At 49.1% G+C, this 13132-nt stretch carries 15 protein-coding genes; 1 reads left to right on the top strand and 14 read right to left on the bottom strand.

Annotation, left to right across the window (positions count from 1 at the left end; genetic code table 11):
• The first annotated feature begins 24 nt into the window (after positions 1–24).
• The gene (locus tag DWY95_RS14990; RefSeq protein WP_118554107.1) at positions 25–831 is read left to right on the top strand and encodes a helix-turn-helix transcriptional regulator; all 807 of its coding nucleotides are present in this window, start codon (positions 25–27) and stop codon (positions 829–831) included.
• A gap of 61 nt (positions 832–892) precedes the next feature.
• Here DWY95_RS14990 and DWY95_RS14985 read toward each other — a convergent pair whose 3' ends face one another.
• The 14 genes from DWY95_RS14985 to tet(W) form a co-directional block, all read right to left on the bottom strand.
• Positions 893–1855 (bottom strand): DUF3658 domain-containing protein, encoded by a 963-nt coding sequence (locus DWY95_RS14985; protein ID WP_118554106.1) that lies wholly within the window; start codon positions 1853–1855, stop codon positions 893–895.
• 16 nt (positions 1856–1871) lie between these two features.
• Positions 1872–2261, bottom strand: coding sequence for a TnpV protein (locus DWY95_RS14980; protein WP_118554105.1), 390 nt, complete (start codon positions 2259–2261; stop codon positions 1872–1874).
• A complete protein-coding gene (locus tag DWY95_RS14975; protein ID WP_109258341.1) occupies positions 2221–2493 on the bottom strand; it encodes a helix-turn-helix domain-containing protein in 273 nt (90 codons plus the stop codon). The genes DWY95_RS14980 and DWY95_RS14975 overlap by 41 nt, the downstream gene beginning before the upstream one ends.
• 281 nt (positions 2494–2774) lie before the next feature.
• Positions 2775–4385, bottom strand: a complete 1611-nt coding sequence (locus DWY95_RS14970; protein ID WP_002569232.1) for a recombinase family protein — start codon at positions 4383–4385, stop codon at positions 2775–2777.
• Between the two features lie 111 nt (positions 4386–4496).
• Positions 4497–4685, bottom strand: a complete 189-nt coding sequence (locus tag DWY95_RS14965) for a transposon-encoded TnpW family protein (RefSeq protein WP_002569233.1) — start codon at positions 4683–4685, stop codon at positions 4497–4499.
• A complete protein-coding gene (locus tag DWY95_RS14960; RefSeq protein WP_002569234.1) occupies positions 4682–5536 on the bottom strand; it encodes an ATP-binding protein in 855 nt (284 codons plus the stop codon). Before DWY95_RS14960 ends, DWY95_RS14965 begins: the two co-directional genes overlap by 4 nt.
• Positions 5533–6282 (bottom strand): phage replisome organizer N-terminal domain-containing protein, encoded by a 750-nt coding sequence (locus DWY95_RS14955; RefSeq protein ID WP_002569235.1) that lies wholly within the window; start codon positions 6280–6282, stop codon positions 5533–5535. Before DWY95_RS14955 ends, DWY95_RS14960 begins: the two co-directional genes overlap by 4 nt.
• The gene (locus DWY95_RS14950; RefSeq protein ID WP_002569236.1) at positions 6272–6484 is read right to left on the bottom strand and encodes a hypothetical protein; all 213 of its coding nucleotides are present in this window, start codon (positions 6482–6484) and stop codon (positions 6272–6274) included. The genes DWY95_RS14955 and DWY95_RS14950 overlap by 11 nt, the downstream gene beginning before the upstream one ends.
• Positions 6485–6669: 185 nt before the next feature.
• Complete coding sequence (locus DWY95_RS14940) at positions 6670–8292, bottom strand: relaxase/mobilization nuclease domain-containing protein (protein ID WP_002569237.1); 1623 nt, start codon at positions 8290–8292, stop codon at positions 6670–6672.
• Positions 8264–8662 (bottom strand): plasmid mobilization relaxosome protein MobC, encoded by a 399-nt coding sequence (locus DWY95_RS14935; protein WP_002569238.1) that lies wholly within the window; start codon positions 8660–8662, stop codon positions 8264–8266. The genes DWY95_RS14940 and DWY95_RS14935 overlap by 29 nt, the downstream gene beginning before the upstream one ends.
• A 624-nt stretch (positions 8663–9286) precedes the next feature.
• Positions 9287–9490 carry a helix-turn-helix domain-containing protein gene (locus DWY95_RS14930; protein WP_003505336.1) on the bottom strand — a complete coding sequence of 68 codons (204 nt, stop codon included), beginning with the start codon at positions 9488–9490 and terminating at the stop codon, positions 9287–9289.
• Positions 9480–9926 (bottom strand): sigma-70 family RNA polymerase sigma factor, encoded by a 447-nt coding sequence (locus tag DWY95_RS14925; RefSeq protein WP_003505338.1) that lies wholly within the window; start codon positions 9924–9926, stop codon positions 9480–9482. The genes DWY95_RS14930 and DWY95_RS14925 overlap by 11 nt, the downstream gene beginning before the upstream one ends.
• A gap of 204 nt (positions 9927–10130) precedes the next feature.
• Positions 10131–10898 (bottom strand): class I SAM-dependent methyltransferase, encoded by a 768-nt coding sequence (locus DWY95_RS14920; protein WP_102732903.1) that lies wholly within the window; start codon positions 10896–10898, stop codon positions 10131–10133.
• Positions 10899–10948: 50 nt separating this feature from the next.
• Complete coding sequence (gene tet(W) / locus DWY95_RS14915) at positions 10949–12868, bottom strand: tetracycline resistance ribosomal protection protein Tet(W) (protein ID WP_118554104.1); 1920 nt, start codon at positions 12866–12868, stop codon at positions 10949–10951.
• Positions 12869–13132: the final 264 nt, after the last annotated feature.

The raw sequence follows: 13132 nt of genomic DNA, 5'->3' as shown, positions 1-13132 counted from the left end.
ACCACCGGAAAGGAGCGTGCGCCCATGAAAGGAGCGACAAGCATACAGGAACGCCTTTGGGAACTCCGCAAGGACAAAGGCTTAAATCTGGAAGAGTTGTCAGAGTTGACGGGTATTTCCAAATCAGCTCTTGGAAGTTATGAGAAAGAGGATTATAAAGAAATCAATCATGGCAACCTTATCACACTGGCAGACTTCTATGGGGTTTCCGTTGATTATCTGCTGTGCCGGACAGAGAACAGGGAGCAGATCAACACGCCATTGACGGAGTTGCATTTGAATGATGAGATGGTTGCTCTCCTGAAAAGCGGTCGGATTAACAACCGTCTGCTCTGTGAGCTTGCCACACATAAAGATTTTATCAAGTTTCTTGCGGACATTGAGATTTATGTGGACGGGATTGCCACCATGCAGATTCAAAACCTCAATGCCCTTGTTGATACTGTCCGACATGAAATCATTGAACGGTATCGCCCTGGCGAAGACGACCCCCATTTGAAAGTGCTACAAGCCGCCCATATCAGTGATGATGAATATTTCAGTCAGATGGTACGGGATGACCTCAACCTCATTATCCGGGATATTCGGGAAGCCCACAAAAAGGACAGTGAGAGTGCACCCCAGACCACCGTTGCCGATGAACTGAAAGAAAATCTGGAAGCAGTCAAAAATTTCAAGGGCAGTCGGGATGAAAAGCTGGTTGTCCTTTACTGTAAACAGCTCGGTATCAACTATAAAAATCTGTCAGACGAAGAATTTCGCTGGCTGATTCGGATTCTCAAAAAGTCAAAGAAAATGGGAACGCCTATCAGCCAGAGGAAAAAACGGTAAAAAAAACCGCTGTTGCATGGTTGGGGTGCCTTCCATGTAGCAGCGGTTCTTGCTGTGGTTATTATTTCATTCGTTTTCTTAATATCCGGCGATAATTTGTTTCTCCCTTTGGTGCGTCCTGTATAATTTCCAACACACCATCTTCAAGCATTTTATCAATGCGATTAGAAATCCATACATCACTAATTCCAAGTTGATATTTTCCTAAAACATTACCTATAACAATAGCCATTTTGAATTGCTTTGGCTGTTCCGCAATTTCACGAAGAATGAAACTATCATATATATCTTCTGAAACACTTTGCAATTTACCATTTAGCATTGCACGCAAAGGTGCATTTTCATTTTGAAGTTGATTCCATTTCATAGCACAAGCTGAAAGAAATACAGGCTTAGCTTTTTCTTGTAGAGTTATATATTTTCCCCATTCGCCAGGAGAAACCTCACCCCATGCTATTTTGGATGTCATAGTATTTTCTTTTCCATATTCCCAGGCAGGTAACTTAACCAAATAAATTGTTGTCTGACAGTTTAATGGTCGAAGTTGTTTCATAAGCCAGTACATACCGCAAAGTTCATCCGGATTATAGCTATACCAAATACGAACTTCTTCCCCAGCTACATATCGTTCAATAACCGAAGACAATGTAGTTTTAATTTTCTGTATTTTTTCTTCAACCTGATAGTCTAAATCCTCTACAAACCAGACAGACAGCATTTTCTTGAGAACATTTTTCCGCTGTTCGCCAATTCCATTATCAGAAATATCTCCCACACTAAGAGCCATATCAAAACAATAAACATCACTGCTCTTGCCTCCCAATGGAATAGCATTCTCCCAAGCAATATGTTCTTGTTCCTGTGCTTGAATTTGTGCTTCTTTCATTTCATCTGAAGATGGAACACTCCCATCTTCGTGCCTCATAAAGACCGAAACTGCACTTCCTCTATACTTTCCCTTACCGTAAGTTTGGGCAATTTTCAAACTTCCACAGGCACTTTCACCAAATACAATTTCAATCATCTTATATACCTCCGATTTAATTACTCCCGTATGAATAAATTATATCATGCAAAACAATTTCTTCTGCCCGGTTGTGAATGTTATTACAACGCTGCACCCATTCCATTTGTTGAGTTCGCTTCAATTCCTCTGTCACGCCCTCGGTGGCTTTCATCTGCTCCATGATAGTGTCTAACCGTTCCTGTGCCTGTTCGTTCAGGTCTGCAAGATATGTCCACAATTCTCCGGTCAGTATCAATGTATTCAATCTGGCTGGGTGGACTTCCCTTAAATATTCCCGGTGCATCCGTCCGTACTTTCCGATAGGGCGGTGTTCTTCCGGTAGCTTCAAATCCGGGATGTAGTAATCCCCATCAAGGATATAATCAATTCCGTTTTCTGTTATTCTCGGTTTCAATTCGCTCATGTTCCTTACCTCCTGTGGAAGCAGGCTCGTCTGGTACTAACTCAATCACATCGGTAATCTCACAATTCAGCGTTTCGCAGATACGGGCTAATGTGTCCATGCTGATGTGCTTTCCCTCTTTGCTCATGTTGGCAATCATATTCGTTGTCATACCAGCGGCAAGCCTTAAATCTTCTTTTCTCATATCACGCTCTAACAGTGTGTGCCAGAGTGGTTTATAGCTGATGTGCATATTGTTTTCCTGCCTTTCTATCCATACCACCGGGGCGGCTGCCCCGGCAGGAACTTTTCTCTTATTATAGCACCAATCTTGTGAAATCACAATTTATTCTTGTAGCCTGCCGCTGATACCGTCTGGATTGTGCTTTTCCTTTCTTTTTGTTCCCTTTAATTAGCCATGAACTGCTTCATACCCTGACTTTTTACTGATGTGCGATAAAGAAGTAATAGAAGTGTAAAAAATTTTGCCGTTCCTATCCGGCACTTGCGCATTGTGTCGGATAGGTCGGGCGGTTATTCGGGCAAGTCCACCTTGCCAACAAAAGAATAATAAATCTCAATGTCCTGTCTGCGGGTCTTGTTCTCGTCATAGCTGCACTCATGCACAACGATTTTCTCTACAAACTCCCGCAGCAGAGTAGGGGTAAGTTCTTCAAAGCTGGTATGCCGCCGGACAACATTCATAAACTTTTCTGCGTTCACGGTGGCTTCCTGTGCTTTGGAAAGCTCCGCTTGAATAGCAGCGGCTCTTTCTTTCAGCTCCCGTTGCTCTGCTTCATAGTCTGCCGACAGCTCTGTGAAACGCTCGTCTGATATGCGCCCGGTCACGCTGTCCTCATACAGCCGCTTGAAGATAGCGGATAACTCGGCTATGCGTTTCTCGGAGGCTTCCAGTTCCTTTTTCTTGGCGGCGTTCCTGCGTTTGCCCCCGTCCTCGTTCTGCTCAATCAAGAGTTTCATAAACCGGGCTTCATGCTTTGCCGCATAGCTGGTCACTTTCCGCAGATTGGAGAGTACACCAGCGGTCAAGAGGTCGGTGCGGATAAAGTGCGCCGTACAGTCATGGGTGCGTTTCTTGTAGTTGCCGCAGATATAACAGTCCTGCTTGCGCTTGTCCGTCTGGTATCGCTGCTGATACATCACGCTGCCGCAGTCCGCACAGAACAGTATGCCGGAGAACAAACCCACTTCATCATAGCGGTTTGGGCGTTTGCGCTGTTTGCGAAGCTCCTGCACCCGTTCCCATGTTTGGGTGTCTATGATAGGCTCGTGGTGGTTCTCGAAAATCACTTGCTTTTCCGGGGGATTTTCTACACTGTGCTTGACTTTGTAAGAAAGTTTTTCTGTCTTGAAATTTACCAGACAGCCTGTGTATTCCCGGTTTTCAAGGATATGCACTACGGTATTGGTCGCCCACTTGCACTCATAGCCGGGGTGGTAGCGGCGGGTGCTGCCCGTCCTGCGGTATTCAAGCGTTCCCGGCGTGGGGATTTGCTGCTCTGTGAGCATACGGGCTATCTTGGTCGGACCATTCCCGGCAAGACAGAGGTTGTATATCTGCTTGACTACGGGTGCAGCTTCCTCGTCAATAATGAAATTTTCATCCTCGTCCATGAGGTAGCCATACACAGGCTTGCTTGTGATGGGCTTGCCATTCATGCCTTTTGAGCGTTTTACTGCTTTGATTTTCTTGCTCGTATCTCTCACCAGCCATTCGTTAAAGATATTCCGCAGCGGGGCAAAGTCATTGTCGCCCTGTGCGCTGTCCACTCCGTCATTGATAGCGATGAAGCGGACACCTTTCTGTGGGAAAATCATTTCCGTGTACATTCCCACTTGCAGGTAGTTTCGCCCTAACCTCGACATATCCTTTACGATAACTGTCCCGACTTTTCCGGCTTCAATGTCCGCAAGCATGGCTTGAAAACCGGGTCTTTGAAAGTTCGCACCAGAATAACCGTCGTCCGTGTACCAGCGCAGATTGGAAAAGCCGTTCTGCTTTGCATAGGTTTCAAGGATACGCTTCTGATTGGAAATGGAATTGCTTTCGCCTTGCAGCTCGTCCTCATGGGATAGTCTTGGGTAAAGGGCGGTAATTGGTTGTTGGTTGGTCTGTCTTAACATAAAATCCTCCGTTTCCGACAGCCAGCCCCACTATTCCGTACCTTGATTGTACCACATGGGGCGGCTGTCTGTATAGCGGCAAAAGCGTCAAATCTGCTTCTTTATGGTCGGTCAAATCGCCGTTTTTTGTGTAGCAGCTTCCGCTTCCAGCACTTTCATCATCTTGTCGGCTGCGGTGTCGGTTGCGCCCTGCTTGAAGAAGCCGGAAACGGTAAGGACGGAGTTGCCCATGCGGATTTCCGTCACACAGTCCGGGCGGCGGTCTGTTTTGGTGGTGCTTGTCTGTTTCGTTTCTGTCATAGGCTCTCCTTTCGCTGCTTCATCAGTTGCTTTAAGCGTTCCAGCTTTTCCTGTGCGGTTTCCTTTCGGAAGTTGCTGCCCGTGAAGCGGACGGGGGCGCACATGGAAGTCAGCCTGTCATAGATACGGGCGTGGGGCGTGTCCTGCGGGTGCTGCAATTCCTCCAGCGTGAGGTTGGTCGTGGCGATCAGCGGCTTGCCGCTTCGGTAACGGCTGTCAATCACGCTGTAAACCTGTTCCAGCCCGTATTCTGTTCCTCGCTCCATACCGAAATCATCAAGTATCAGCAGAGGGTAGCTGCAAAGGCGGGAAATATATTCGTTCCTGCCCTCAAAGCTGGCGGCAAGGTCACCCAGTATCGTTGCAAAGTTTGTCATGCAGACGGCAACCTCTTTTTCCATAAGGGCGTTGGCGATACAGGCGGCAAGGTAGCTTTTTCCCGTCCCCACGCCGCCCCAAAACAGGTAGCCGATATTTTCAGCCTGCATGGTTTCCCAGCTCTCCACATAAAAGCGGGCGGTTTCGGTCTGCGGGTTTCTGCCGTTGTCATGCTCAAATGTCCAGTTCCGCATAGCAGGGTCGGTAAAGCCCCGGCGTTTCAAGTCCTCCACTTTTTCAAGGTGCTTCTGTCGGCTTTCGGCGGCTTGCTGCTTTTCACGGGCTGCCCGCTGGCAGTCGCACTCTGCCGGGTGGCGGTCACGCCCGAAACAAGTCTTTCCCTCTGCAAAATAGGCTTCTTTGGGCGTATGGCACTTACCGCAGTATAAAAGCCCGTCCTCGCCTGTGTAGTCCTCCGCTTCGGCGGTAGTGGCTGTAATGTCCGTAATCATAGCTTCAATTCCGTTTTTCATAAGCTCTCGCCCTCCTTGCATGAATAATCGGGTATGCCCTGTTTCGGGGCAGCCTTGCCTTTGGCAGCGTCCTCCTGCGCCCACTTGTAAATGGTGGCTGCATGGCTGTGGTACTGTTTCCCGGTGGAAGCGATATGGCAGGAAAGCCGGTCAATATAATACTCCCACTTGTCGGGCAACTCTGTTTTTAGCCCGGAAAGCTCTGTATCGGTCAGTATCACATTGTTGTATCTGCCATAAGCGGCGGGGGCGGGGTGTCCCGTTTCTCCCTCTCTCTCTTTTTCTATCTCTATCTCTTTCTCTAACTCTATCTCTATCTCTGGTGGACGAATGTCGGACAAATGTCCGCCTTTTGTCCGGGGCGGTAAAAGTGCCTTGTTTTCCAGTCTTGCAGCCCGTTTCCGCTCGGCTTCGGTAGAGGACTGTCCTATCATCAGCTCAATGTCGGTCATATAGAAAGCCCCGCTGTCAAGCTGCTCCACAAGCCCCAACTGCCGGAAAATCTCTAAAGCCCTCTCAACCGTCCCTATCTGGTGGCGGGTCAGTGTCGCTATCATCTGCGCTGTGTAGGGGATATGCTCGTCAAGCTGCAATTTCCCGCCGTTTTTCAGCGATTTTAAGTACAGCTTCAAGAGGATATTGGAGTATAAAATCCCGTCTTTCATATCTTCCAGCAGCACAATGGAGTCGCTGTCAAAAAAGTTCTCTTTCAGCTTGAGGTAGTAATACTTGCGGTTATCTGCCATTGTCCCTGTCCTCCTTTTTCCGGCGTTTGGAGTAGTAGTGGGGGCAGAGTATGATAACCGCCCGGAAGCTCTGCTTGCAGCTATGGGTACAGCCCCGGCAGAGGTCATTGTATGTGATACGATCGCAGGTGGAATTCCCGACTTTCACTTGCCGCAGGAAAAAAGACCATTCCAGCCGCCGTTTCTTGCTCATTCTTGGCATGGGTGCGCTCCTTTCTGCCGTTTCCGCTGGTGTGGCGGTATCGGCGGTAATTCTGTATCATCTCGGTATCATTTTCGGGTTTTTTCTGCCCTATAAGCCCGTTAAAAAATCCTTTGGTATTTGCGGATAGGGTACGGGGCAGCCCCCTTGTTCTGTATAGGTTCGGGTACATTTTGGGGCGGTTTTTATCGTTCCTGTTCCTGCCTTTTCACAGGCTTGCGCTCCCGGTGTAAAATCTGGTCGATATTGCCCTTGACAGTCTGTAAGCGGCGGTATTCCTCCCGTTTTGCCCGGTAATCGTTGTAGCCGCTGTTTTTCTCTTGGATAAGGGTTTCAATCTCTGCTTGCAGGGCTTTATAGCTCGGCAGCTTGGAAATGCCGTTTTCCCTGAAATAGCGGGCGGCTGCGTCTGCTATGATAAAGTCGCTTTCGTACTTCTGACGGTAGGCTGCTTTTGCTTTGGCGTTTTTCTGCTGTTTCAGCCCGTCCCGGACAGGGCGGGTCTTGGAATAGGCAAGCACCTGCCGTTGCAGCTCCTTTTTCCCGTTCAGCGTCTTTTCCATCTGCTTCAGCTCTGTAAGGCTTTCCCGCATGGCGGTATAGGCGGCAGAACAGGCTTCGTCCAGTTCCTCCGGGGAAGAAAAGCCGTACTGCTGATAGGCGGTAACGGTAGCTGCCATTTGCTTTAGGTTGTGCTTTGCCGCCCAGCGGTCATAGCCCACGCCCTTGCCCTCGGCTCGCTTGGCTTCCCGGTCAACCATGCGCTGCAAGGTGTTGTCTGCCGGGGTGGTTTTTGTGGTTTTTTCCCCTTGTGACAGCTTTTTAACCGCGGCAGGGTATTCGAGTATGGCTTTGCTCTGTTCGGCGGCTCTGTGGGCGTTCTGCGTAAGCAGGACAAGGACAGCAGCCTTGTCAAAATCGTCCCCCAGCTTCCGGGCTGTGATAGGCTTTGTCCTGTCCGGCGTGAGGTAGGAAAGCCGCCCCCGGCTCTCCTTGACGGTCACACCCTCCCGCAGCAAAAGGGAAGAAAATTCGTCAAAGCTGCCAGCTTGGGAAAGTGCCTGCCGTATCGTCCGGCGCAGCTTCGCCTTGTCCGTTTCAAACTTGGTGGGCTTGGTCGGCTGTCCTGCGGCTTCTCTGACAGCGTTCTCTTTATCAAGGGCAAGCTGTCCTTTCTTTGCCGCCCAGTATTCCCGTTCGGTTATCCGTTCCTTGCTGCCGCTTAGGAGGTCGATTTGGTAAAGCCCCTCCCGGTGGCACATCTCCATGACTTCACTCTTGAAATATTCCATAGCGGCGTTGGTGCAGCGGTGCTTGCAGCCCTCCCGTGTGTCGGCTGGTCTGTCCATGTAGGGCAGAAGCGGGACTTCATAAATCCGCAGGGAGTTGATGACGATATGCACATGGATATTGCCGCTGTGGTTATGCCCGTCCGGGTGGGTGCAGACTAAGGCTTGGTGTCCGGGGAAATGCTCTTTACAGAACTGCTCGCCCAGCTCCTGCGCCCGGTCTACGGTCAAGCCGTTGTCTGTCCCGTCCCGTGGGTCAAAGCTGATGATATAGTGGTGGCTTTTCACATCTTCCCGTTTTTGGTTTTTCTCATAGCGGAGATTAGCCCGCATACAGGCAACAGCGAAATCCTCGCCCCCACAGTTGAGGGAAGAAATGCGGTAATCCTCCCTCGGTATCAGCCGCCCGTTTTCATCAAGGGTGGGCTTCATGGTAAACTCGTCATGCTCAAATGTGAGATAGGCTTCCGCTGCGCCATAGTCCGCATTTTTAGAGCTGATATGTTTGAATGTTGCCAACAGCGTCACCCACTTTCTGCAAGACTTCAAACTTTAGGGCAGCAAGGTCGGAAACCGCCGCCCGTACCTCCCCGGCAAGCTGCGGGTAGGGGCTGTGCCACTCGTTCAGCGTCCGGGCTATCTGGTTTAAGTTGCCGCCGATCCTGCCGTATTCGGCGGTCAGCTTCCCGACAGCGGCAAGCAACTCGTCATTGACGGGGGAAACGGTTATGATGGGGCGTATGGCTGCCCCGGTTATGGCTTGCCGGATAAACTCGGCTTGGCTCATGTTGTAAGCAGAAAGCCTTTCCGCAAACTCGGCGTATTCTTCCTCGGTCATGCGTGTCTTGACTACCCGGCTGCGGTGCGGCGTGTTATATCGTTTTCGCATGGTAAAACCTCCTTCGGCTGTGCGTGGTGTCCTCTCACTAATAGGAGAAAAACAGGGTGTAAAGCGGAACTGTTTTTGAAAAATCCGAAAAATTATTTTGAGGGATTTTCCAGCGGCGTAAGCCGCATAAGCAGGGTTTGGGGAAGGCACTCCCCAACAAGATTCCCGCAGGGGCAAAATGAGCGATAAGCGAATTTTGGTACTGCGGTAGAATCTTGCTCTGAAAAACTCCGGCGTTCCCCGGCTTCCGTACTTTCCGCTAACAAGACGTTTCAAAAGGGCTTTGCTACCCGCTATTCCGGCATATCTTGAAAATTTTCCTTTCACTACCTACAACACCACGCAAAGCAAAATGGACGGAGATTTTTAGAATTTCCCCTTATTCCCTACAACACCACGCAAGCCGAAAAAGGCGGACAATGGCAGTATTTTTTTCTTTGATACCCTCCACGGATAAGTAAGGGATTTTGCCAACTGCGGCGGCAATTTTCCCTTTTGTTTTTTCATACTGGGGATTTTCAAAAATGCCAAACAGGAACGAAAAAAAGCAGCAAATCTGTTGAATAGATTTACTGCTTTCTGGTTGCCGGCGAAGCGGCGGTTATTCAGTTGTAGGCGGTAGGGCTATCTCCCAAAGCGGAACTTGAAAATAGCTGTGAGAAGCGTCTGGGTGATGTAGTCCTCTGTATCTTGGTCTACCCGTCCATTCACACGGGCGGCACATTGTATGCGGCGGCGGTAATACTGCAATACAGTTCCCACCGCTTCCGGCTCCCCGCTGGTGGCTTGGACGATTGTTTCATAGGGGAGAAGCCTATTATTTCTCATATGCCATTCCCTCCATTTCCGCTTGGAGCTGCCGTAGGACTTTTCGGATATGGTAGCCCGCTGTGCTGCGGCTGCGCCCGTACTGTCTGCCAATTTCGTGCTGTGGAATACGCTTGAAAAAGGACAGGTAAATCATTTCCCGCTCCCGTTCGTCCAGCCGTGACAGGGCTTCCGCAAGTAAGCCGCTGCTGAAAATGACCGTATCGCCGCAAAGGGTAAGTATGTATTCCTCGTCCGGCTCCGGGGCTTGGAAATATTCATCTGTCGTGCCTAAAGGGTAGTGCTTTTCGTCTGTGAGGTATTCAAGGGATATTTCTCTTTTGTGCTTCCTGCTCCGTGTCCTCGCTGCGTTGATCGTTGCATTTCGGATAACGACTTTGCAAAAGGCATGGAAAGTGTACTCGATATGTTCCCGATATTCTTCTGTACAGGTCATGGAAAATCCCCCTTTCCTCCCAAAAGGGCTGTGGCTGGTTAGTAGTTGCTTTTTATGATAGTAAGGGGCGGCAGCACTTTAGGCTGTCGCTCCTTGACTGCCTAACTGCAAAACCGGGCGGGGCTGTCAACGGCGGGCGAAGCCCGTTCATCTTGACCGTTGACTGGCTCGGCCAGGTTTGCTATTTATCCGGCAAACTTGAATTTATTTTAAGCTATCACGTTTTACCTTTTTAAGCCTTACTATCATTACCATAGGAATTTCTTTGTTGTTTTTGAAACATTCTTCATAAAATCCATCAATGACAAATCCAGCTCTAAAACAAAGGTTAAAAATATCTTGTATGGAACGATGATAATAAATCTGCTCCTCCGGTTGCCCTTCAATCGCTATACCATAGTAACTGTGCGGTGTCATATATTTTTCAGTCAACGTGATAAAACAAGGGTGTTGCGTTGCAAAGACAAAAATTCCGCTTTCCTGCAACAGTTCATAAACAGCCATAAGAAGTGGTTCAATATCCGTAATATCCATAATTGCCATATTAGAAACTGCTTTCGTAAAGGCTCGATTTCTTTTTAATTCTAATATACTTTTTCTATCGGTCGCATCCGCCACACAAAATTCAATTTGTTTTGCATATTGTGATTGCCGTCTTTTAGCCAATTCTATCATTTTTTTGCTGTAATCAAAAGCGACAACCGAAGCGCCTCTTTGTGCAAGATACGAAGAATAATTTCCATTGCCACACGCAATATCCAAAATGTAATCCGCAGGATTAGGAGATAGAAGTTCCGTTACTTTGGGACGCACTACCTCTCTGTGAAATTCATTAGATTCGTCACCCATTGCATTATCCCAAAATTGTGCGTTCTCCTCCCAGATTTTTTTACTTTCCTCTGTTCCCATGTTCTCTCCCACTCCCCAAATTTGCTTTTTTGCTTCCATTAAATCTTCCTTACTATATTCCATTGTTACCCTCCATAACTTCTGATTGTTGCCGTCTTGACGATTATGTATCTTTACATTACCTTCTGAAACATATGGCGCACCTTGTCCAGGCGGCTGTTTGGACGGCGGGGCTGGATGACCGGCTGACCGACAGCGGCCTGATATCCTTTCAGCTCTGTAAGGCATACGCTCCGCCCGTTGGTGTAAAAGGCCAGATCAGTACGGTATGCCTGTATACAGCGGGCGGGAATCTCGCCAGTAAAGACAACTTCATCCTTTTTTACCTGGACCGTTTCGATGGTGGCACAGTATTTCGGTGCATCATGATAAGCCCTGGAAAGATATTCCCGGGGCGCATAGAGGGTGAAGGAGAGATAAGGTTCCAGCAGTTGCGTCCCTGATTCCTTCAATGCCTGTTCCAATACAATCGGGGCCAATGAGCGGAAGTCCGCCGGCGTGCTGACCGGACTGTAATAAAGCCCGTATTCAAAGCAAATCTTACAGTCCGTTACGTTCCAGCCGAACAAGCCCTGCTCCAGCCCGTAACGGATACCATCCCTGACAGCGTTTTGAAAACTCTGGTTCAAGTATCCCAGCGAAACCCGGCTCTCGTATTGTACACCGGAGCCAAGCGGGAGTGGTGTAACAGACAGTCCGATGGATGCCCAAAACGGGTTGGGCGGCACCTCGATATGGATGGTGTGGCTGGCTGCTTTGAGCGGCCGCTCCATATAAATGACGGTGGGTTCCTTTACCACTGTTTCAAGCTTGTATTTTTCCGACAGCAAAGCGGAAACAACCTCCAACTGCACCCGGCCCAAAAAAGAAAGAATGATCTCATGGGTGATGGAATCCACCTCGCAGCGCAAAAGCGGGTCAGTATCCGCAAGTTGCGTAAGAGCGTCCAGCAGCCGTTCTCTTTGCGCTGCCGTTTTCGGCGCAATCGACGTCCGCAGCATGGGGAGGGGGTCCTCACGCCACCTTTTACGAGGGAGCCGGGTTGGGTCCCCTAATACATCGTTTAACCTCACGCTGTCGCTGGGAAGGATAACAATTTCACCCTGATAAGCGGTGTCTGTCCGAACAATTTCCCCTTTGGATGGAATACGCATCTCTGTGATTTTCAGCTTTTCTCTCCCGGCCAGGGCCACCGTATCCCGCAGGCGCAGCGTTCCGCTGTATAACCGTAGATAGACACGCCGCTGGCCGCAATCGGTGTACTCAACCTTGAAAACGCTGCCGCATAGGGCGGCGCCCCCCTGTTCCCCAATCGGTTGGAACAGCCCTGTCACCGCATCCATCAACGGTTGAATGCCAAGGCCATTTTTGGCGCTGCCATGATAGACTGGGAACAGGGAGGCGTCTTGAACCCGCTGCTGTTCCTCCCGCGCAAGTTTTTCCCGGCTGATTGGTTCTCCTGCGATATACTTTTCCAATAATTCATCGTTATTTTCGATGACCGCATCCCATGCTTCTATGTCGGTATTTTCCTCCAGGACTATTTCCGGGGACAGCGACACCGTCTGCTTGATGATAATATCGGCGGAGAGCTTATCCCGAACAGACTGAACCACGCTCTGCAAATCAACGCCAGCCTGGTCGATCTTGTTGATAAAGATAACGGTGGGAATGTTCATTTTCCGCAGGGCATGGAACAGAATACGGGTCTGGGCCTGCACGCCATCTTTAGCGGAGATCACCAAGATGGCCCCATCTAAAACAGCCAAAGAGCGGTACACCTCCGCCAAAAAATCCATGTGGCCGGGCGTATCCACAATGTTAACTTTACATCTGTGCCACTGGAAGGAAGTGACTGCCGCTTGAATGGTAATCCCACGCTGCCGCTCCAAAAACATGGTGTCCGTCCTCGTTGTCCCTTTTTCGACGCTCCCCGGTTCTGAAATGGCTCCGCTGGCATATAGCAGGCTCTCCGTCAAGGTCGTCTTTCCAGCGTCTACATGGGCAAGAATTCCAATATTGATTATTTTCATGTGATTGTCCTCCCTTTACAGCCCCAAAGGGCATAAAAATCCCCAGCAGTAAAATACTTTTACCACTGGGGATTATAAGTTGCGGACATACACATATACAGCATACACCTGTTTGTGATTGCTGTTTTTGGGGATATGTCAAAATTGATAAGGCAAAAGTATTCTTAAATTGGGTACAAAAAACTAAGCCCCTACAAAAGGAGCTATCATAATCCTTTGTTCCCACTATTTGATTATAGTTTTATTTAAGAATACCTTGCCGCA

It is taken from the genome of Faecalibacterium sp. AF28-13AC (assembly GCF_003478405.1).
In the GTDB taxonomy this organism is placed as follows: domain Bacteria; phylum Bacillota; class Clostridia; order Oscillospirales; family Ruminococcaceae; genus Faecalibacterium; species Faecalibacterium prausnitzii_E.
The sequence above is the reverse complement of the archived record's forward strand: the minus strand, read 5'-3'. Positions and strand labels throughout refer to the sequence as shown.

Excerpts from the sequence above, each read along its gene's own strand:
- DWY95_RS14920 (WP_102732903.1), bottom strand. The coding sequence starts at position 10,898 with ATGGAATATAGTAAGGAAGATTTAATGGAAGCAAAAAAGCAAATTTGG.
- DWY95_RS14950 (WP_002569236.1), bottom strand. The coding sequence starts at position 6,484 with ATGCCAAGAATGAGCAAGAAACGGCGGCTGGAATGGTCTTTTTTCCTG.
- DWY95_RS14985 (WP_118554106.1), bottom strand. The coding sequence starts at position 1,855 with ATGATTGAAATTGTATTTGGTGAAAGTGCCTGTGGAAGTTTGAAAATT.
- DWY95_RS14930 (WP_003505336.1), bottom strand. The coding sequence starts at position 9,490 with ATGAGAAATAATAGGCTTCTCCCCTATGAAACAATCGTCCAAGCCACC.
- DWY95_RS14955 (WP_002569235.1), bottom strand. The coding sequence starts at position 6,282 with ATGGCAGATAACCGCAAGTATTACTACCTCAAGCTGAAAGAGAACTTT.
- DWY95_RS14975 (WP_109258341.1), bottom strand. The coding sequence starts at position 2,493 with ATGCACATCAGCTATAAACCACTCTGGCACACACTGTTAGAGCGTGAT.
- DWY95_RS14980 (WP_118554105.1), bottom strand. The coding sequence starts at position 2,261 with ATGAGCGAATTGAAACCGAGAATAACAGAAAACGGAATTGATTATATC.
- DWY95_RS14965 (WP_002569233.1), bottom strand. The coding sequence starts at position 4,685 with ATGACAGAAACGAAACAGACAAGCACCACCAAAACAGACCGCCGCCCG.
- DWY95_RS14925 (WP_003505338.1), bottom strand. The coding sequence starts at position 9,926 with ATGACCTGTACAGAAGAATATCGGGAACATATCGAGTACACTTTCCAT.
- DWY95_RS14990 (WP_118554107.1), top strand. The coding sequence starts at position 25 with ATGAAAGGAGCGACAAGCATACAGGAACGCCTTTGGGAACTCCGCAAG.
- DWY95_RS14970 (WP_002569232.1), bottom strand. The coding sequence starts at position 4,385 with ATGTTAAGACAGACCAACCAACAACCAATTACCGCCCTTTACCCAAGA.
- DWY95_RS14960 (WP_002569234.1), bottom strand. The coding sequence starts at position 5,536 with ATGAAAAACGGAATTGAAGCTATGATTACGGACATTACAGCCACTACC.
- DWY95_RS14935 (WP_002569238.1), bottom strand. The coding sequence starts at position 8,662 with ATGCGAAAACGATATAACACGCCGCACCGCAGCCGGGTAGTCAAGACA.